Annotated in this window: 19 protein-coding genes; 5 read left to right on the top strand and 14 right to left on the bottom strand. The window is 64.3% G+C overall.

Annotation, left to right across the window (positions count from 1 at the left end; all coding sequences use genetic code 11):
- Positions 1 to 68: 68 nt before the first annotated feature.
- Entirely contained in the window at positions 69 to 968 is a 900-nt protein-coding gene (locus IC609_RS13555) for a DMT family transporter (protein WP_191820050.1), read from the top strand.
- Positions 969 to 977: 9 nt separating this feature from the next.
- Here the strand turns inward: IC609_RS13555 and IC609_RS13550 are convergent, their stop codons facing one another.
- From IC609_RS13550 to IC609_RS13500, 11 genes are all read right to left on the bottom strand, one after another.
- Entirely contained in the window at positions 978 to 1,778 is an 801-nt protein-coding gene (locus IC609_RS13550) for an SDR family oxidoreductase (RefSeq protein ID WP_191820049.1), read from the bottom strand.
- A 16-nt stretch (positions 1,779 to 1,794) separates the two neighbouring features.
- Positions 1,795 to 2,676, bottom strand: a complete 882-nt coding sequence (locus IC609_RS13545) for a DMT family transporter (RefSeq protein ID WP_191820048.1) — start codon at positions 2,674 to 2,676, stop codon at positions 1,795 to 1,797.
- A 20-nt stretch (positions 2,677 to 2,696) separates the two neighbouring features.
- On the bottom strand, positions 2,697 to 4,319 hold the full coding sequence (locus IC609_RS13540; RefSeq protein WP_225224193.1) for a gamma-glutamyltransferase family protein: 1,623 nt from the start codon (positions 4,317 to 4,319) through the stop codon (positions 2,697 to 2,699).
- A 4-nt stretch (positions 4,320 to 4,323) separates the two neighbouring features.
- Positions 4,324 to 5,298 (bottom strand): Bug family tripartite tricarboxylate transporter substrate binding protein, encoded by a 975-nt coding sequence (locus IC609_RS13535; RefSeq protein WP_191820047.1) that lies wholly within the window; start codon positions 5,296 to 5,298, stop codon positions 4,324 to 4,326.
- A 97-nt stretch (positions 5,299 to 5,395) separates the two neighbouring features.
- On the bottom strand, positions 5,396 to 6,907 hold the full coding sequence (locus tag IC609_RS13530) for a tripartite tricarboxylate transporter permease (RefSeq protein WP_191820046.1): 1,512 nt from the start codon (positions 6,905 to 6,907) through the stop codon (positions 5,396 to 5,398).
- 13 nt (positions 6,908 to 6,920) lie between these two features.
- Entirely contained in the window at positions 6,921 to 7,409 is a 489-nt protein-coding gene (locus tag IC609_RS13525; RefSeq protein ID WP_191820045.1) for a tripartite tricarboxylate transporter TctB family protein, read from the bottom strand.
- A 142-nt stretch (positions 7,410 to 7,551) separates the two neighbouring features.
- Positions 7,552 to 8,310 (bottom strand): class I SAM-dependent methyltransferase, encoded by a 759-nt coding sequence (locus IC609_RS13520; protein WP_191820044.1) that lies wholly within the window; start codon positions 8,308 to 8,310, stop codon positions 7,552 to 7,554.
- Entirely contained in the window at positions 8,307 to 8,843 is a 537-nt protein-coding gene (locus IC609_RS13515) for a DNA-deoxyinosine glycosylase (protein ID WP_333473710.1), read from the bottom strand. Before IC609_RS13515 ends, IC609_RS13520 begins: the two co-directional genes overlap by 4 nt.
- Positions 8,840 to 9,664, bottom strand: a complete 825-nt coding sequence (locus IC609_RS13510) for a TatD family hydrolase (RefSeq protein ID WP_191820042.1) — start codon at positions 9,662 to 9,664, stop codon at positions 8,840 to 8,842. Before IC609_RS13510 ends, IC609_RS13515 begins: the two co-directional genes overlap by 4 nt.
- Positions 9,665 to 9,675: 11 nt before the next feature.
- On the bottom strand, positions 9,676 to 10,365 hold the full coding sequence (gene lolD / locus IC609_RS13505; RefSeq protein WP_191820041.1) for a lipoprotein-releasing ABC transporter ATP-binding protein LolD: 690 nt from the start codon (positions 10,363 to 10,365) through the stop codon (positions 9,676 to 9,678).
- A complete protein-coding gene (locus tag IC609_RS13500) occupies positions 10,358 to 11,626 on the bottom strand; it encodes a lipoprotein-releasing ABC transporter permease subunit (protein ID WP_191820040.1) in 1,269 nt (422 codons plus the stop codon). The genes lolD and IC609_RS13500 overlap by 8 nt, the downstream gene beginning before the upstream one ends.
- 59 nt (positions 11,627 to 11,685) lie before the next feature.
- Here IC609_RS13500 and IC609_RS13495 point away from each other — a divergent pair, with 59 nt between their 5' ends.
- Together IC609_RS13495 and recJ are read left to right on the top strand one after the other, a co-directional pair.
- Positions 11,686 to 12,612, top strand: coding sequence for a hypothetical protein (locus IC609_RS13495; RefSeq protein ID WP_191820039.1), 927 nt, complete (start codon positions 11,686 to 11,688; stop codon positions 12,610 to 12,612).
- A complete protein-coding gene (recJ, locus tag IC609_RS13490) occupies positions 12,609 to 14,318 on the top strand; it encodes a single-stranded-DNA-specific exonuclease RecJ (protein WP_191820038.1) in 1,710 nt (569 codons plus the stop codon). Before IC609_RS13495 ends, recJ begins: the two co-directional genes overlap by 4 nt.
- Before the next feature lie 27 nt (positions 14,319 to 14,345).
- Here the strand turns inward: recJ and coaD are convergent, their stop codons facing one another.
- From coaD to IC609_RS13475, 3 genes are all read right to left on the bottom strand, one after another.
- Positions 14,346 to 14,825 (bottom strand): pantetheine-phosphate adenylyltransferase, encoded by a 480-nt coding sequence (gene coaD / locus IC609_RS13485; RefSeq protein WP_191820037.1) that lies wholly within the window; start codon positions 14,823 to 14,825, stop codon positions 14,346 to 14,348.
- A 34-nt stretch (positions 14,826 to 14,859) separates the two neighbouring features.
- Positions 14,860 to 15,498, bottom strand: a complete 639-nt coding sequence (gene rsmD / locus IC609_RS13480; RefSeq protein ID WP_191820036.1) for a 16S rRNA (guanine(966)-N(2))-methyltransferase RsmD — start codon at positions 15,496 to 15,498, stop codon at positions 14,860 to 14,862.
- 138 nt (positions 15,499 to 15,636) lie between these two features.
- On the bottom strand, positions 15,637 to 15,933 hold the full coding sequence (locus tag IC609_RS13475; RefSeq protein WP_191820035.1) for a cell envelope biogenesis protein TolA: 297 nt from the start codon (positions 15,931 to 15,933) through the stop codon (positions 15,637 to 15,639).
- A 249-nt stretch (positions 15,934 to 16,182) separates the two neighbouring features.
- Here IC609_RS13475 and ftsY point away from each other — a divergent pair, with 249 nt between their 5' ends.
- Positions 16,183 to 17,211, top strand: a complete 1,029-nt coding sequence (gene ftsY / locus IC609_RS13470; protein ID WP_191820034.1) for a signal recognition particle-docking protein FtsY — start codon at positions 16,183 to 16,185, stop codon at positions 17,209 to 17,211.
- A 14-nt stretch (positions 17,212 to 17,225) separates the two neighbouring features.
- Complete coding sequence (selD, locus tag IC609_RS13465) at positions 17,226 to 18,278, top strand: selenide, water dikinase SelD (protein ID WP_191820033.1); 1,053 nt, start codon at positions 17,226 to 17,228, stop codon at positions 18,276 to 18,278.
- The last annotated feature ends 78 nt before the right edge of the window (positions 18,279 to 18,356 follow it).

The raw sequence follows: 18,356 nt of genomic DNA, 5'->3' as shown, positions 1-18,356 counted from the left end.
TCAGGCACTCAGGCACCTGCGCGACCCCGAGCGACAAAGTCGCGCCCGAATCCCGCTACAGTCGTCCGATGTCCCAGAAACTCTCCCCCGTCACCGCCCTGCTGCTGACGGTACCGCCGCTCATGTGGGCGGGCAATGCCGTGGTGGGCCGCCTCGTCACCGACCTGGTGCCCCCGATCACGCTCAACTTTTTGCGCTGGTTCGTCGCTTTCTTCATTTTGTTGCCCCTGGCCTGGAAGGTGCTGCGCCCGCACAGCGGCCTGTGGTCACACTGGAAACGCTTCACCCTGCTGAGTCTGCTGGGTGTGGGCTGCTACAACGCGCTGCAGTACCTGGCGCTGCAAACCTCCACCCCGCTGAACGTCACCCTGGTCGCGGCCAGTGGGCCGTTCTGGATGCTCATCATCGGTGGCCTGTTTTTCAAAGCCCCGGTGCGGCGCATGCAGCTGCTGGGGGCCTTGCTGTCCATCAGCGGCGCGCTGGTGGTGCTCTCGCGCGGGCAATGGGCCGAGCTGATGGCGGTGCGCCTGGTGGCGGGCGACCTGTTCATCCTGCTGGCCACGGCCTGCTGGTCTTTTTACAGCTGGCTGCTCTCACGCCGCGATGAGCCCGACAGCATCCGCAACGACTGGGCGGCCTTTTTGCTCGGGCAAGTGGTGTTTGGCCTGGGCTGGTCAGGCCTGTTTGCCGGACTGGAATGGGGCCTGACCGACGCCCACATCGTGTGGGGCGGGCCACTGATCGCCACGCTGGCCTTTGTGGCCGTAGGCCCGGCAGTGTTGGCCTACCGCTGCTGGGGCCTCGGCATCCAGCAGGCAGGCCCGGCGGTGGCGGGCTTTTTTGCCAACCTCACCCCGCTGTTTGCCGCGGTGCTGTCGGCCGCCTTCCTGGGCGAGTTGCCGCACCTGTACCACGTGGCGGCGTTTGGGTTGATAGTGGGCGGGATCTGGGTCTCATCCCGCCACTGAAACCAGACTTCAGTAAGTCCCCGGATAAGCCCCACCATCGGCCAGCACATTCTGGCCCGTCATGTAGGCCGCGTGCTGGCTGCACAGGAAGGCGCAGATGGCCCCAAACTCCTGCGGTGTGCCGTAGCGCCCAGCCGGGATCTGCGCTTGTTGGATGGCGCGCATTTCCTCCACCGTCTTGCCTTGCTTTTGGGCCATGGCGGGCAATGTGGCGCGGATGCGGTCGGTGTCGAATTTGCCAGGCAACAGGTTGTTGATGGTCACGCCCTGCCCCGCGATCTTGCTGCGCGATGTACCTGCCACAAAACCCGTCAGGCCACTGCGGGCGCCATTGGACAAGCCCAGCACGTCGATGGGGGACTTCACCGAGCTGGAGGTGATGTTCACGATGCGGCCAAAGCCACGTGCGGCCATGCCGTCCACCGTGGCCTTGATCAGCTCAATGGGGGTGAGCATGTTGGCGTCGATGGCTTTGATCCAGGCCTCGCGGTCCCAATCGCGGAAGTCGCCTGGGGGGGGGCCACCTGCGTTGGTGACCACGATGTCGTAGTCTTTGCCCGGACCACCCGCCACGTTCCAGATCGCTTCGCGGCCGGCTTCGGTGGTGATGTCTTGCGCCACGGCGATCAATTGCACTTGACCACCCGTTTCGGCACGCAAGTCATCCACCGCCTTGTTCAGCACTTCGGCGCCACGCGCCACCATGACCACGTTCACACCTTCGAGTGCCAAGGCCCGTGCGCAACCCCAGCCCAAGCCTTTGCTCGCGCCACCCACCAAGGCCCACTTGCCTGCAATGCCCAAATCCATGTTGATCTCCTGAAAGTTAACTTGTGCGGCCCGCTGGCCGCGTCACCCAAAACACACCACTGACCACCAGGCCAGTGCCTGCAATGATCCACGCGTTGAACGGTTCACCCAAGAGCCAAACGCCCATCGAAATCGTGGACATGGGGCCGATCATGCCCGTCTGTGCCGTGAGGCCCGGACCGATGCGCTCGATGGCCATCATGACCAGCAGCACGGGCAAGGCCGTGCAGGCGGTGGCATTGAGCACCGACAGCCACAGCACGGGCTCGGGCACCAGCGCGGTGTCCAGCGGCCTGAGCAACACAAACTGCAACAGACAGAAAAAACACGCCACCGAAGTGGCCAGACCCGCCAGCCGCAAAGACCCCAGGCGCTGCACCAGCTGCCCGCTGTAGGTCAGGTAAAGGGCATAGGTGACCGCGCTGGAGAAGACCAGAAACGCGCCCAGCGCCACATGCGTACCGGCCAGACTGACCTCGTGCCCGAACACCAACAAGACGCCGCTGTAGCTGATGGCCATGGCCACGCCCTGGCGATAGCTGATTTTCTTGCGAAACAGCACCCAGCCCAGCACCAGCACGAGCGTGGGGTTGAGGTACAGGATCAGCCGCTCCAATGAGGCCGTGATGTATTCCAGGCCCCAGAAGTCCAGAAAGCTCGACAGGTAATAACCTGAAAAACCCAGTCCCACCACGCCCAGCCAGTCGCGGCGGGTCAGTGCAGGTTTGCCTCGCCCCGCCCACCAGGCCATGAGCAAGAACATGGGCAGCGCAAACAGCATGCGGTACATCAAGAGCGTCACCGCGTCCACGCCATGGCGGTAACCCAGTTTGACGATGATGGCCTTGCCGCTGAACGCAATCGAGCCCGCTGCTGCCAGCAGCAGGCCCGAGGTCATCCTGGGCGAGTGGGATGCCATCAAAAGCCCACGGCCTGGCCGTCACGGCGAGGGTCGCTCGCGGCCAGATAGCCTTCGACCTTCGGATCACCCATGCGCCAGATGAACTGGCCTGCACCAAAGTCCTGGTAGGAGTCGTTGATCACATCCATCTCGTGGCCCATGCCCGCCAGGGCCTGCACCGTGGCCGGATTCATCGCAGCCTCGACGTTGATGTTGAGCCCGGTGTTGAAGCGCCAGCGCGGCGCGTCGCAGGCCGCCTGCGGGTTTTGGCCGTAGTCGAGCATGCGCACCAGGGTCTGCATGTGGCCTTGGGGCTGCATGTTGCCGCCCATGACGCCGTAGCTCATGACCGGCTGGCCGTTCTGCGTGAGGAAGGCCGGGATGATGGTGTGGAAAGGCCGCTTGCCCGGTGCCACCAGGTTGGCGCTGTTGGCACCTGCGGGGTCCACACTGAAGCCGTGCCCCCGGTTTTGCAGGCTGATGCCGTAGGTCGGCTCCACCACGCCCGAGCCAAAGCCCATGTAGTTGCTCTGGATGAAGCTGACCATCATGCCGTTCTCGTCGGCGGCGGTGAGGTAGATGGTGCCGCCCTTGACCGGGTTGCCCGCCTGGAAGTTCTGCGCCTTGTGCATGTCGATCAGGCGGGCGCGGCTGGCGAGGTACGCGTCGTCCAGCATCTGCGCGGGTGTGATGTCCATGCTGCGCGGATCGGCCACATAGCGATACACGTCGGCAAAAGCGAGCTTCATCGCCTCGATCTGCAGGTGCTGCGACTGCACGCCGTCCACAGGCATGGACGCCAGATCGAAGTTCGACAGGATACCCAGCGCGATCAGCGCGGCGATGCCCTGCCCGTTGGGCGGGATCTCATGCAGAGTGTAGCCACGGTAGTTCTTGGCAATCGGCTCGACCCACTCGGGCCTGAAATCGGCCAGGTCTTTGGCGGTGATGCTGCCGCCGTTGTCCTTGGCGAACTTTTCAATCGCCTGGGCGATCTCGCCGCCATACAGGGCCTGGCCTTTGGACTCGGCAATGGCTCGCAGGCCCCGGGCCGCGCTCTTGAACTGGAACAACTCGCCCACGTTGGGCGCACGGCCCCAGGGCAGAAAGCTCTGCGCAAAGCCGGGCTGCGACTGCAGCTCGGGCGTGGCGGCGGCCCATTTTTGCTGCACCACGACGGGCATCAGGTAACCGCGTTCGGCGATCTCGATGGCGGGTTCGAGCAAGTCGGCAAAAGGCAGCTTGCCAAAGCGCTCGCTCAGTGCCACCCAGCCGGCCACCGCGCCCGGCACCGACACCGAATCAAAGCCGCGCTTGGGCGGGGTCTTGGCGTCCTTGCCGTATTTGCGGTGGAAGTACTCGGGCGTCCAGGTGGCCGGGGCCGGGCCGGAGGCGTTGAGACCGTGGAGTTTCTGGCCGTCCCACAAGATACAGAAGGCGTCCGAGCCCAGGCCGCAGCTGACCGGCTCGGTCAGCGTGATGGCGGCAGCGGCCGCAATGGCCGCGTCCACGGCGTTGCCGCCTTTGAGCATCATGCGCAAACCCGCTTGCGCGGCCAGCGGGTGGGAGGTGGACACCACATTGCGCGCAAACAGCGGCAGGCGGGTGTTGGTGTAAGGGTTCTGGTAGTTGAAGTTCATGCACTCAATCCGAGGTGATCTTGCGTTCGCTGATGATCTTTTTCCACTTGGCCGATTCGCTGGCCAGCATTTGCGTGAACTGCGCCGGGGTGCCGCCCACTGGCTCAATGCCCAGGCGCGTCAGCTTGTCGATGACTTCCGGGTCGTGCAGCACCTGGTTGGCCGCCGCATTGACGCGCTGCACCACCTCGGGCGGCAAGCCCTTGGGGCCAAACAAACCGAACCAGGTGGTGGACTCGTAGCCAGGCAGCACTTCAGCAATCGCAGGCAAGCCCGGGGCCAGGGGCGTGCGTTTGGCCGAGGTCACCCCCAGCGCACGCAAGCGGCCGTCTTTCACATGGGGCAGGCCCGTGGGCAGGGAGTCGAACAACACATCGACCTTGCCGCTGACCAGATCTGGGATCGCCAGCGCCGTGCCTTTGTAGGGGATGTGGACCACAAACAGATTGGCCTGTGACTTGAACAACTCGGCCGTGAGCTGCACCACCGTGCCATTGCCGCTGGAGGCGTAGTTCAGGCGACCGGGGTTCTTGCGCGCCAGGTCGATCCACTCCTGCACGGTTTTGGCGGGCGAGCTGTTGGGCACCAGCATGATGCTGGGCGCATTGCCGACCTGGCCGATGGGCGTGAAGTCGCGCACCGCGTCGTAGGGCATGCGCGGGTTCAGATTCGGGCCAATCGAATGCGTGCTCGACGTGGCCAGCAGCAAGGTGTAGCCGTCGGCCACGCCTTTGGCCACCAGGTCCGAGCCCAGCGTGCCGCCCGCACCGGGCTTGTTGTCCACGACCAGCGAGACGCCGAGCTTTTCGCCGAGTTTTTGCGAGAGGCTGCGCGCAAACAAATCGGTCGCTCCACCTGCAGGGAAAGGCACGACCAAGCGGATGGCTTTGGTGGGGTAGCTCTGCGCCAGGGCAGCAGGGCCGAAAGCGCTCAGGGCCAGCGCGGTCAGCGTCCATTGGAGAAAGTGGCGTTTGGTCATGAATGGATTCTGTCAGACGGGGCAAGCCCCTGCAGCTTGTACGTGACACCAAGAAAAACGGCCTCACAAGGAGGCCGTTTGCATTCAGTGCGGAAGATCAATCTTCCACAAAAGCTTCTTCGCGCTTGGATTTCACCGCAGGCAAGAGCACGATGATCAACAAGACCGCCGCAGCTGCCAGCAGGCTGGCCGACAGTGGGCGCGTGACAAACACGCTCCAGTCACCACGCGAGAGCAGCATGGCGCGGCGCAGGTTCTCTTCCATCATCGGGCCGAGGATGAAGCCCAGCAGCAGCGGCGCAGGCTCCACACCCAGCTTGATGAAGGTGTAACCGATCACACCGAAGGCCGCCACCATCCAGATGTCGAAGGTGTTGTTGTTGGTCGAGTACACACCGATCGCACAGAACAGCACGATGGCAGGGAACAACCAGCGGTAAGGCACCGTCAGCAGTTTGATCCACATGCCGATCAAAGGCAGGTTCAGGATCACCAGCATCAGGTTACCGATCCACATCGAGGCGATCAGGCCCCAGAAGAGTTCGGGGTTGCTGGTCATCACCTGTGGACCAGGCTGGATGTTGTGGATCGTCATCGCGCCCACCATCAAGGCCATCACGGCGTTGGGCGGAATACCCAGGGTCAACAAGGGGATGAAGGAGGTTTGTGAACCGGCGTTGTTGGCCGACTCGGGCGCTGCCACACCACGGATGTTGCCTTGACCGAAAGGCACTTCACCGGGCTTGAGCTTGGTTTTCTTCTCGATCGTGTAGGCCGCAAACGCTGCCAGCAATGCGCCGCCACCGGGCAGGATACCCAACAGGGAGCCGATGGTCGTGCCACGCAACACCGCGGGGATCATGTTTTTGAAATCCGCGGCGGTCGGGAACAAGCCATTGACCTTGCCCGTGAAGACTTCGCGGTCTTCTTCTTTTTGCGACAGGTTGGCGATGATTTCGCCGTAACCGAACACACCCATGGCGATGACGATGAAGCCAATGCCGTCGGTCAGTTCAGGGATGTCGAAGGAGAAACGCGCCACACCCGAGTTCACGTCGGTACCGACCAGGCCCATCAACAGGCCCAGCACGATCATGGCCACGGCCTTGAGCAAGGAACCCGAAGCCAGCACCACGGCACCGATCAAGCCCAGGATCATGAGCGAGAAGTATTCGGCAGGGCCGAACTTGAACGCGACTTCGGTCAGGGGTGCAGCGAATGCAGCCAGGATCAAAGTGCCCACGCAACCGGCGAAGAAGGAGCCCAGGCCAGCCGCAGCCAGCGCGGGGCCTGCACGGCCTTTGCGGGCCATCTGGTAGCCGTCGATCACCGTGACCACAGACGAAGACTCGCCGGGCAGGTTGACCAAAATCGCAGTGGTCGAGCCACCGTATTGGGCGCCGTAATAAATGCCAGCCAGCATGATCAGCGCAGCCACGGGGGGCAGCGCGTAGGTGGCGGGCAACAGCATGGCGATGGTCGCGACCGGGCCGATGCCGGGCAACACACCGATCAGCGTGCCGAGCAGGCAGCCGATGAACGCGTAAATCAGGTTCTGGAAGGTGAACGCCACCCCAAAACCGAGAGCCAGGTTGTCAAACAGTTCCATTTTTTTGTTCTCCTTAGCCTGTGATGAATGTCGGCCACACGGGGAACTGCAGCTTCAGCAGCACCACGAATGCCAGATAACTGCCGATCGACAGCACGACCGACAGGATCAGCACTTCTTTCAGCCGGAAGTCTTCACCGGCCAGGCTGGCCACAAGGGTGATACCGAAGATGGCTGCGATCAGGCCCATGGGGGGCAGACCGATGCTGGGCAAGCCGCCGAGCAAAATGCCAAACAGCACGTTGGCTGAGATGATGAAAAACAAAGGCTTCCAGGCCCATTTGCCAATCTTGTCGCCATTGGGTGTCTCGACCACGAGGGCCTTGAACATGACGACAGCGCCCAGGATGGCCAGGATCACGCCCAGCAGCAAGGGGAAATAGCCAGGCCCCATGCGACCACCCGAGCCAATGCTGTAGCTGGTGGCACCGTAGGCGAATGCTGCACCGACCACGGTGAACATCAGGCCCGAGAAAAAGTCTTTTTGACTCTTGATTAACACGATCACGCTCCTCCAGAGTTTGGAATGGGCTGATTGTGTTGGAGGATTGACTCCGGGGCCATGTGGGTTCCACCTATGTCCCGGGGGCGACGCCACCCTATGGTTAACCCTAGATTGCAAGCGATTTGCGGGGTGTTTTTTGTCACTTCGTGTAGGGCTTGAAAACCCGCAACCACTTGGTGGCGGGCAAGCCCCAAACCGCTTCGATGCGCTCGGCCGCTTCCATCAGTTGTTCGCGCTTGGGGCGCTGGGGCGTGCGCTGTGCCAGCACGATGGTGTTGCCTTCGCGCGTGGGCTTGAAGGCCCAGACGGCATCGTCGCCAAAAGCGGCGCGGATTTTCTCCAGGCTCTCGTCAAAGCTCGACGAACGGCCAAACAAGTTGACCGTCATGCAGCCTTGCGGGGTCAGCAAGGCATGGCAGTCGCGGTAGAAGTCCAGGCTGTCGAGCACGGGGGCCGCGGCTTCGTGGTCGTACAGGTCCACTTGCAGTGCATCGACCACGCCGGTCCATTCGGGCGAGCGGATTTCTTCGGCGGCGTCGGCCAACACCACACGCAGGCGCTCGTCGTCGGGCGGCAAACGGAACCAGCCTCGGCAGGCATGCAGTACACCAGGGTTGAGCTCGATGGCGGTGCAGGTCATCTTCAGTTTTTTGTAGCAGAACTTGGTGATCGTGCCCGCCCCCAGGCCCAGCTGCATGGCGTGGGCACCCTTGACCTCGGCCAGCGGCATGAACAGCAGCCAGGCCATCATGCGTTGCACGTATTCGAGTTCGATGTCGTAGGGCTTGTCGATCAACATCGAGCCCTGGATCCATTCGGTGGCCAGATGCAGGTAGCGGATGTCGCCATCCTCTGAAAAGTTCACTTCGGGCAGTGGGGTGTTTTTTTGACGGCTCATGCCAGCAATCCATGTTCTTGCATCACCGCCTGCCAGGCGCTGAGCTTGTGTTCAAAAGTCCACGACGCGTTGGCCGGACTGGTCGATGGTAGGCGATGAAGCTGCACACGGCCTTGCAGCCCTGCCAGGGCCAAGGCTTTGTCGAGGGCCTGGGCATGGCGAAAACTCTCGCCCCCGTTGTGGGCAATGCCGCTCAACAGGGGACACTGCGCCAGCAACGCCGGGAAATCGTTGAGTTCGGCCGCCCGAATGGCGCTGTCCAGACTGCCTTCGCGCTCGCAGGCAGCGTAGACGTCCCAGAGGCCCACGCCACACTGCAGCAAACAGGCGCAACGCCCGGCGTAGTCCCGGTCTGTGGGCCAAGGGGCATTGGGCCACAGCGCCTGCATGATGCGCCAAAAGTGGTTTTGCGGGTGCGCATAGTACTGCTGGCTCTGCAACGAGCGCACCCCCGGAAAGCTGCCCAGCACCAGCACACGGATGGCGGGTGATGCCACAGGCGCGAGGCCTTGCAAACGCTGTGCGTGCGTCACAACTGCACCAGCCTGGGCAAGCAACGCCGGGCATTGCCGCTGGTGATGGCGGCCAGCACCGGGACAGGCAGCCCCCGGAGATCGGCCAGCACCTGGGCGATGCGCGGCAACTGCTCGGGCGCATTGCGCCCCTGGGGCTGGCCTGCAGCGCGTTGCTCGGCGGTCTGGTAAATCCAGTGCGGCGGGATGTCGGGCGCATCGGTTTCAAGCACCAGCGCCGACTCAGGCACGGCCGTGGCCAGCGCCCGCAACTGCGTGGCCCGCTCGTAGGTCATGGCACCGCCAAAGCCCAGTGCAAAGCCCAGATCCATGAAGGCCTGCGCCTGCTGCGCGCTGCCATTGAAGGCGTGGGCGATGCCACCCGACACCGCCACTTGGCGTAAGCCCTTGAGCAGCAGGTCAGCCGAGCGGCGCACATGCAGGATGACCGGCAAACCGTGCTTGCGCGCCAGCTTGAGCTGGGCGGTGTAAAACGCCCACTGCCGCTCGCGCATGGCCGGCTCGAACAGCGCAGGCACAAAAAAGTCCAGACCGATCTCGCCCACAGCCACCAACCGGGGGTCGCCCTGCGATGCGGTCAAGGCATCGTCGAGCGCCTGCAAGTCATCTTCATGCGCCTGGGGCACATACAACGGGTGGATGCCCAGCGCGTAGGCGTCGGCATGGCGATGTGCCAGTGCCTGCACCGCGCCCCAGTGAGCCCGTTCCACAGCGGGGATCACGCACAGCCCCACCCCTGCGTTGCGGGCCTGCTGGCGCACTGCGTCGCGGTCAGCCTCGAACTCAGGCGCGTCCAGGTGGCAATGGGTGTCGATCCACATGCGTGAACCGGTCAGGGCTGCAAAACGCCTTGCACCAGATGCAATTGGCGGTCGCAGCGGGCAGCCAGCGCCTGGTCGTGGGTGACCACCACAAAGGCGGTGCCCCGCTCACGGGCGAGCTGCAGCATCAGATCAAACACACCGTCGGCGGTGCTGCGGTCCAAATTGCCCGTGGGCTCGTCGGCCAGCACGCAGGCGGGCTCGGTGACCAGGGCACGGGCGATGGCCACACGCTGGCGCTCGCCCCCCGACAGCTCGGCCGGGCGGTGGTGCACGCGCCCGGACAAACCCACCTGGCCGAGCCAGCGGGCCGCCTGAGCCGAGGCCTCGGCGCGGTCCATGCGCCGCACCCACAAGGGCATGGCCACGTTGTCCAGCGCGCTGAATTCGGGCAACAGGTGGTGGAACTGGTACACAAAGCCCAGGTGGCGGTTGCGCATCTCGCCTTGCTGCGCCGCGCTCAGGGTGGACATCTGCTGGCCCATCAGCGTCACGCTGCCCGAGGTGGGGGCATCCAGCCCGCCCAGAAGGTGCAGCAAGGTGCTCTTGCCCGAGCCCGACGCACCGACCACGGCCAGTGTCTCGCCCGCATGGACCTGCAGGTCCACGCCTTGCAGCACGGTCACGTCGAGTCGCCCTTCGGTGAAACGTTTGGTCAGGCCCCGCGCCTGCAGCACCACGGCGTGTGTCGTGTCATTCATAGCGCAAGGCCTCCGCGGGATTGACGCGGCTGGCGCGCCAGCTCGGGTACAGCGTGGCCGCAAAAGCCAGCACCAGGGAAATCACCGCAATCGGCACGATGTCGCTGGCCATGGGCTCGCTGGGCATGCGGCTGATGAGGTAAATGTCTTGCGGCAAAAAAGTCGCACTGAACAAGCGCTCCAGCGCGGGCACGATCACATCGATGTTGAACGCCACCAGCAGGCCCAGCGCCAGACCGCCCAGGGTGCCCATCACACCCACGGCCGCGCCTTGCACCACAAAGATGCCCATGATGCTGCCCGGACTGGCGCCCAGCGTGCGCAAGATGGCGATGTCGGCCCGCTTGTCGGTGACGGTCATCACCAGGGTGCTGACCAGGTTGAACGCGGCCACGGCCACGATCAGGGTGAGGATGATGAACATCATGCGTTTTTCCACCTGCACCGCCGCAAACCAGGTGCGGTTTTGTTGCGTCCAGTCGCGCACATGAAAGCCCGCGCCCAGCTGCGCCTGCAGCTGCTGCGCCACCTCACGCGCCTGGTGCAGGTCGCGCAGCTTGACGCGCACGCCGCTCGGGCCTTCCAGGCGGAACATGCGCGCTGCGTCGTCGACATGCATGAGCGCCAGCGAGGAGTCGTATTCGTAGTGGCCGGACGAGAAGGTGCCCAGCACCGTCATCTGCTTCATGCGCGGCACCACCCCGGCGGGCGTGACCTGGCCGGAGGGCGAAACCAGCGTCACCAGCTCGCCGGGCATGGCGCCCAGGTTCTGGGCCAGGTCGCGCCCCAGCACCAGGCCAAACTGCCCCGGCTGCAAGCGGCTGAGCACCTGGGCCTGCATGTCGGACTGCAGGTCACTGACCTGGGGCTCCAGCGCCGGGTCAATGCCCCGCACCAACACGCCTTTCATGTCGTCGCCCCGCGCCACCAAAGCCTGCGCCGCCACAAAAGGGGCCGCCCCCACCACGGACGGGTTCGCCTTGACTTGGGCCAAAGTGGCCTGCCAGTCGGGCAACGCACCGCCGTCAAAGGCATACACCTCGATGTGGGACACCACACCCAGCATGCGGTCGCGCACCTCGCGCTGGAAACCGTTCATCACACTGAGCACGATGATGAGCGCCGCCACGCCCAGACCAATGCCCAGCATGGACACGCCTGAGATGAAGGAAATGAACCCGTTGCGCCGCGTGGCGCGGCCTGCACGCGTGTAGCGCCAGCCGAGCACCAGCTCGTAGGGGATGTTTTTGAAAAAGGCCATGGGCTCTATTGTGACGAATCAGACTCGCCGTTCATCCGGGCCTGCGACAATCGCAGGCCATGCACCTGATCATTCCCTATGCCGCCCTGACAGACGCCCCACCGGACGCCCTGCACAGCCTGGCACTGCCTCACCTGCGCCAGCTGCTGGCACAGATGACATGCACCCACCGGGACGACGAAGCGCGCGATGCCCAACCCTCGCCCCACATGCCGCATGAGCGGGTGTGGGCACGCAGTCTGGGTTGGCCTGTGGACGCCCCGCTGCCCTGGGCAGCGCTGGCGCACCCTCGGCATACCGGACCACAGGCCTGGATCACGCCTTGCCACTGGCAGATCGGCATGGACCAGGTGGTCATGCTGGACCCGGCCCACCTGCACCTGAGCGATGAAGAATCACAGCAGCTGCTGCAGGCCATGCAGGCGTTTTTGCAGGAAGACGGCCTGGACGTGCAATGGGACAGCGCGCTGCAATGGCACGCGCGTGGTGACGTCTTTGAGCACATGCGTCCCCCCTCTCTCGACCGGGTGATCGGTGCCAACGTCAAACCCTGGATCACCGACGGCCACCTGCCCGACTCGCTGCGACGCCTGCAAAGCGAAATGCAGATGCTGCTCTACAACCACCCGGTCAACGATGCCCGCATGGCCCAAGGACGGATCACCGTCAACTCGTTCTGGGTCCATGGTGCAGGACGGCTCCCAGCCGAGCCAGCAGCGCAAGCCGACGGCCAAGTCCTGGTGCTCGACCCTTTGCGGGGGCCTGCCCTGCGCGGTGACCTGCAGGCCTGGCAAGCGGCCTGGCGCGAGCTCGACGCCACGCACCTGGCCCCACTCGCCCACCAAGCCGGCCTGCGCCTGAGCCTGTGCAGCGAAACATCAGCGCACACCTACCAGCGGACCGAGCGCTCGTGGCTGCAGCGCATCGGCGCCGTTTTTCAGACCACCGACACTGGCCGGGCCTTGCAGGCCCTGATCCCGACATGAAACTCCTGACCCGAGATGTCCCGCCCCGCAGCGCCTGGGCGCTGGAGCAAGCGGGCATCCACCCCTTGCTGGCCCGCCTGTATGCAGCGCGAGGTGTGCAATCCAAAGACGAGCTTGATGACGGCCTGAACCTGCTGCTGCCCCCCAGCGGCTTGCTGGGCGCGCAAGCTGCCGCAACGCTGCTGGCCGATGCGATGACCGCAGGGCAACGCCTGTGCATCGTGGCCGACTACGACTGCGATGGCGCGACCGCCTGCGCCGTGGCCGTGCGCGGCCTGCGCATGCTGGGCGCGCAGCACGTGAGCTACCTGGTGCCTGACCGCGTGGTGGATGGCTACGGCCTGACAGCGCCGATCGCGCAGCGTGTGAAAGCGCTGGGGGCCGATGTGCTCATCACGGTGGACAACGGCATCGCCAGTGTCGAAGGCGTGGCCGAAGCCCAGCGTCTGGGCCTGAAGGTGCTGGTGACCGACCACCACCTGCCCGGCAGCACCCTGCCCACCGCCGAAGTGATCGTCAACCCCAACCAGCCAGGCTGCAGCTTCGCGAGCAAATCGATCGCCGGGGTCGGTGTGGTGTTTTACGTGCTGCTGGCCTTGCGCGCCGAACTGCGCCAGCGCGGTGTTTTTGACCAAAGCAGTCAACCCAAACTGGATGCCCTGCTGCCTTTGGTGGCGCTGGGCACCGTGGCCGACGTGGTCAGACTCGACGCCAACAACCGCCGCCTGGTGGCGCAAGGCCTCAAGCGCGTGCGCGCGGGTGCCCTGCCGCCGGGCATGGCCGCGCTGTTTCGCGCTGCGGCGCGCGAAGCGGCCAAGGCCACCACCTTCGATTTCGGTTTTGCCCTGGGCCCGCGCATCAACGCAGCAGGCCGTTTGTCGGACATGACGCTGGGCATCGAATGCCTGCTGAGCGATGACCCCATGCGGGCCGACGAACTGGCACGCCAACTGGACACCATCAACCGCGAGCGCCGTGTGATCGAAGGCGACATGCGCGAGATGGCGATGGAGATCGCCGAGTCCTTGTTCGACGAAGGCGACGAGCCGCCACCCGCCATTTGCGTGTTCGACCCGGACTTTCATGAAGGCGTGGTCGGCATCGTGGCCTCGCGCATCAAGGACAAGCTGCACCGACCGACCTTTGTGTTTGCCGCCAGCAACGCGCCGGGCAAAGAACACGAACTCAAGGGCTCGGGCCGCTCCATCCCCGGCTTTCATTTGCGCGATGCCCTGGACCTGGTGGCCAAGCGCGCACCGGGTGTGCTGCTGCGCTTTGGCGGTCATGCCATGGCCGCAGGTTGCACGGTGGCCGAAGAACACCTGGATGTGTTTGAAGAAACCCTGAACCAGGTGGCGGCCGAGTGGCTGGATGCGGCCACGCTGCAGCGACGCCTGGAGACCGACGGCCCCTTGCCGCCCGAGTACCTGCGCGTGGACATGGTCGAGATGCTGCACCGCGAGGTGTGGGGGCAGGGCTTTTCCGCGCCCGTGTTCAGCGAAGAAGTGGATGTGGTCTCGCAGCGGCTGGTGGGCGAAAAACACCTGGCGCTCAAGCTCAAGCACCAGGGCCAGGCCATCGACGGCATTTGGTTTGGTCGCACCGAGCCTTTGCCCAGCCGCGTCAAGCTCGCTTACCGGCTCGACGCCGATGAATGGCAGGGCCAAAAGCGCGTGCGCTTCATGGTCGAAGCCGCCGAAGTTTGAGGCAGGCCGCGTACCAGCGGCCGTGCGTCACTTGGCCGATAGCGCTGCGAGCACAGGGGCCGACACCAGACCTGACACGTCACCGCCGAGCTTGGAGATTTCACGCACCAGCGTGCTGCTGATGTGCTGAACCGCCGCGCTGGTGTGCAGAAACACCGTATCCACTTCAGGGGCCAGATGGCGGTTCATGCCCGACATCTGGGTTTCGTAGTCATAGTCGGTGGGTGAGCGGATGCCGCGCACAATGACCTGCGCGCCCTGCTCGCGCACAAAGTTGACGATCAAGCCCTCAAAAGGCAAGGCCTTGACGTTGGGGCAATCGGCCAGCGCCGCCTGCGCCTGCGCCAAACGCTCGTCAAGGCTGAAACGGGTCTGCTTGTGGTGCGCGCGGGCCACCGCCACGATCACTTGGTCGAACATCTTGGCCGCGCGGCGAACCACGTCTTCGTGCCCCAAGGTCAGCGGGTCGAAAGTACCGGAATAAACAGCAATCACAGGGCGGCTCATGGCTTGTCCTTGGGGCTCGGTCAGGATGGGCAAATTATGCAGTGCGCTGCAGCAGGTGGGCGTGCACCGCTCCGGCTTTGAGGTGGCGCTCGAGTGTCAGATGCAGCGGTGTGAGCGCCTCAGGTCCCCAAGCCACAGGCGCTTCCAGGTAGATCCAGCCGCCCACAGGCACCAACTTGGCTGCCGCTTGGAGGGCGGGCTCAAACCAGGGTCCGTCAAAAGGCGGGTCCAGAAACACCAGATCGAAGGTGCCAGCGGTCAAGCGCTGCATGGCGGCCACGGCGTCACCGCGCTGCACCTGCACCATGCTGGCTTTCAGGCGCTCGACCTGTTGCAGCAAGGCTTTGACCAGCTCCGGGTCCTGCTCCAGCACCACCACGTGCGAAGCACCGCGTGAAGCCGCTTCCAGGCCCAGCGCCCCTGTGCCTGCAAAGGCGTCCACACAGCGCCAGTCCGTCAAGTCCTGACCCAACCAGTTGAACAAGGTTTCACGCACACGGTCGGGGGTGGGGCGCAGACCCGGCTTGTCGAGCACCTTGAGCAAAGTGCGGCGCCACTGCCCGCCGATGATGCGGATTTCATGGCTGGACTGGCCGCGCGCGCGCGCAGCGGTCGCGGACGCACGCGCAGGTGCTGCGGTCTTTTTGGGGGGTAAGGAGGACTTGGGACGCATGGGCAACAAGTGTACGTGCAGCCTGCGGCGGCCTGCCCACAGCGCCCAATAAAACAGCCAGCGCCCGATGAGGGTTGGCTGGCTGTGGATCAGGTCGACCCGTGCCACTCAGGCACGAGCGACAGGTTCATGAACGCATCACTTTTGCACAGGGGCTGCTGGCGCGGTCTTGAGTGCCGCATGTTGCGCTTCGGTTTTGGCTTCGACTTTTTTCTCTGCCTTGGCCGCTTTGGCATCGGCTTTGGCTTTGGCTTTGGCTTTCAGTTTGGCCGCTTTCGCTTCAGCTTTGGCATCTGTCTTGGCATCCGCCTTGGCGGGAGCCACTGCAACAGCAGGCGTTGCGGCGGTTGCGGGTGCAACCGTTGCGGCAGGCGCTTGTGCAAAGGCACCCACAGCAAAGAAACCAGCGATCAGGATAGCGAGCAGTTTGTTCATGAGAGTGATTCCTTCATCTCGGTTTTCAGTCCAACACCTTGCTGGACTTGCATCTTCAACGCGAGCTGATCCGCAGCTGATGACGTCCAGCGGTGCCCAGTTGTAACGCTGTGTGTCACACCATCGCACATGACTTCAACAAGCCCCTCGTTGCGCTTGTGTGCTGCCCACCGTTTTGCAGGGCACATCCGTGCCGTGGGCAGGGCCGTGCCGGGTTTCATAAAATCAGGAACTCACACAAAGTCCAACATGTTCAGTTTCTTCCGCAAAAAGCCGCCTCAGACCACCCCACCCGCAGCGCCCACTGCGGTAGAGCCGCAAACCACTGCTCCCACTGCGACGCAGACAGCACCCGCGCCTTTGACCCCTGCTGCCCCGGCGCGCCAAAGCTGGATGGAGCGTCTGAAGTCCGGGCTGCGCAAAACCGGCTCGAGCATTGCGACCGTGTTCACCGGCACACGGATCGACGACGCGCTGTACGAAGAACTGGAAACTGCCCTCTTGATGGCCGACACGGGTGTCCAGGCCACCGAGCACCTGCTGCAAGACCTCAAGCGCCGCGTCAAAGACAGCAAGGCCACCGAACCCGCTCAGGTCAAGGGCTTGCTCATGGACGCCATTGCCGAGCTGCTGGCGCCACTGCAAAAGCCTTTGGTGATCGGCGCACAGCAGCCCACCGTGATCATGGTCGCTGGCGTCAACGGCGCAGGCAAAACCACCTCCATCGGCAAACTGACCAAACACCTGGCCGACAGCGGCGCGAGCGTGCTGCTGGCTGCCGCAGACACCTTCCGTGCCGCCGCCAAAGAGCAACTGGCCGTCTGGGCCGACCGCAACACGGTCGAAATCATCAGCCAGGAAGGCGGCGACCCCGCTGCCGTGAGCTTTGACGCCGTGAGCGCAGGCCGCGCACGCGGCAAGGATGTGGTGCTGGTGGACACGGCAGGCCGACTGCCTACCCAGCTGCACCTGATGGAAGAGCTCAAAAAGATCAAGCGTGTCGTGCAAAAGGCGGACAACACCGCCCCGCACGAGGTGCTGCTGGTGATTGACGGCAACACCGGGCAGAACGCCTTGGCCCAAGTCAAGTCGTTTGACGAAGCGCTGGGCCTCACGGGCCTGATCGTGACCAAGCTCGACGGCACGGCCAAGGGCGGCGTGTTGTGCGCCATCGCCCGCGAGAAAGCCATTCCGGTGTACTTCATCGGCGTCGGCGAAAAACTGGAAGACCTGGAAACCTTTGACGCCCGCGAATTCGCGCAGGCGCTGCTGAGCTGATCGAGACCCTTGCCATGACCACCACCAACGAACCCCGCCTGACCTCCCTCTCCCACGGCGGGGGCTGTGGATGCAAGATCGCCCCGGGCGTGCTGTCCGACATCCTCAAAAGCACCCACGCCTTGCCTGTGCCCCGGGAGTTGCTCGTCGGCATCGAAACCGCTGACGACGCCGCGGTGTACCAACTCAACGACGAGCAAGCGCTGATCGCCACCACCGATTTCTTCATGCCCATCGTCGACGACCCGTTTGACTTTGGCCGCATCGCTGCCACCAACGCCATCAGCGACGTGTACGCCATGGGCGGCACCCCCATCATGGCGCTGGCCCTGGTGGGCATGCCGGTCAATGTGCTGTCGGTGCAGACCATCGGCCGCATCCTCGAAGGCGGCGCCAGCGTCTGCCAGGCGGCGGGCATCCCGATCGCAGGCGGCCACACCATCGACTCGGTCGAGCCCATCTACGGCCTGGTGGCTCTGGGGCTGGTCCATCCCAAACGCATCAAGCGCAATGCCGACGCCCAACCGGGCGACGTGCTGGTGCTGGGCAAACCGCTGGGCGTGGGCGTGCTGTCGGCCGCCCTCAAGAAAAACGCCCTGCCCCCCGAAGGCTATGCCCAGATGATCGCCACCACCACGCGCCTGAACACGCCTGGCCCCGCTTTGGCGGCCCTGCCAGGTGTGCATGCGCTCACCGACGTGACCGGCTTCGGTCTGGCGGGCCACGCACTGGAGATGGCGCGCGGCTCGGCCTGTACCGTCGTATTGGACTGGTCGCAGGTGCCCCTGCTGGCTGGCGTGCGCGCGTTGGCCAGCCAGGGCATGGTGACGGGTGCCTCAGGGCGCAATTGGGCCGGCTACGGCCAGCAAGTGCGCCTGCCAGAGGGCTTTGCGGCCCCCGATCAGGCCTTGCTCAGCGACCCCCAGACCAGCGGCGGCCTTTTGGTGGCCTGCCGTCCGGACACCGTGGACGCTGTGCTGGACACTTTCAGACAGCATGGCTTTGACCATGCAGCGGTGGTTGGCGAAGTCCAGGCCGGTCCCGCCGAGCTGGTGGTTCAGGCCTGACAGGCTAACCGCTTGTAACAAATGCCCATGCAAGCCGTTTAGCACTCCTCCACCGAGAGTGCTAATATTGGGGTAATT

Origin of the sequence: Limnohabitans radicicola, from assembly GCF_014837235.1 — a bacterium.
Taxonomy (GTDB): Bacteria; Pseudomonadota; Gammaproteobacteria; order Burkholderiales; family Burkholderiaceae_C; genus Limnohabitans_A; species Limnohabitans_A radicicola.
The sequence above is the reverse complement of the archived record's forward strand: the minus strand, read 5'-3'. Positions and strand labels throughout refer to the sequence as shown.

Bases quoted from the DNA above. Each gene is read 5' to 3' on its own strand.
- IC609_RS13520 (WP_191820044.1), bottom strand. From the start codon at position 8,310: ATGAGCCGTCAAAAAAACACCCCACTGCCCGAAGTGAACTTTTCAGAG.
- recJ (WP_191820038.1), top strand. From the start codon at position 12,609: ATGAAACTCCTGACCCGAGATGTCCCGCCCCGCAGCGCCTGGGCGCTG.
- IC609_RS13500 (WP_191820040.1), bottom strand. From the start codon at position 11,626: ATGGCCTTTTTCAAAAACATCCCCTACGAGCTGGTGCTCGGCTGGCGC.
- IC609_RS13540 (WP_225224193.1), bottom strand. From the start codon at position 4,319: ATGAACTTCAACTACCAGAACCCTTACACCAACACCCGCCTGCCGCTG.
- IC609_RS13545 (WP_191820048.1), bottom strand. From the start codon at position 2,676: ATGACCTCGGGCCTGCTGCTGGCAGCAGCGGGCTCGATTGCGTTCAGC.
- IC609_RS13475 (WP_191820035.1), bottom strand. From the start codon at position 15,933: ATGAACAAACTGCTCGCTATCCTGATCGCTGGTTTCTTTGCTGTGGGT.
- IC609_RS13550 (WP_191820049.1), bottom strand. From the start codon at position 1,778: ATGGATTTGGGCATTGCAGGCAAGTGGGCCTTGGTGGGTGGCGCGAGC.
- IC609_RS13555 (WP_191820050.1), top strand. From the start codon at position 69: ATGTCCCAGAAACTCTCCCCCGTCACCGCCCTGCTGCTGACGGTACCG.
- lolD (WP_191820041.1), bottom strand. From the start codon at position 10,365: ATGAATGACACGACACACGCCGTGGTGCTGCAGGCGCGGGGCCTGACC.
- IC609_RS13530 (WP_191820046.1), bottom strand. From the start codon at position 6,907: ATGGAACTGTTTGACAACCTGGCTCTCGGTTTTGGGGTGGCGTTCACC.
- IC609_RS13495 (WP_191820039.1), top strand. From the start codon at position 11,686: ATGCACCTGATCATTCCCTATGCCGCCCTGACAGACGCCCCACCGGAC.
- ftsY (WP_191820034.1), top strand. From the start codon at position 16,183: ATGTTCAGTTTCTTCCGCAAAAAGCCGCCTCAGACCACCCCACCCGCA.
- coaD (WP_191820037.1), bottom strand. From the start codon at position 14,825: ATGAGCCGCCCTGTGATTGCTGTTTATTCCGGTACTTTCGACCCGCTG.
- selD (WP_191820033.1), top strand. From the start codon at position 17,226: ATGACCACCACCAACGAACCCCGCCTGACCTCCCTCTCCCACGGCGGG.
- IC609_RS13535 (WP_191820047.1), bottom strand. From the start codon at position 5,298: ATGACCAAACGCCACTTTCTCCAATGGACGCTGACCGCGCTGGCCCTG.
- rsmD (WP_191820036.1), bottom strand. From the start codon at position 15,498: ATGCGTCCCAAGTCCTCCTTACCCCCCAAAAAGACCGCAGCACCTGCG.
- IC609_RS13510 (WP_191820042.1), bottom strand. From the start codon at position 9,664: ATGTGGATCGACACCCATTGCCACCTGGACGCGCCTGAGTTCGAGGCT.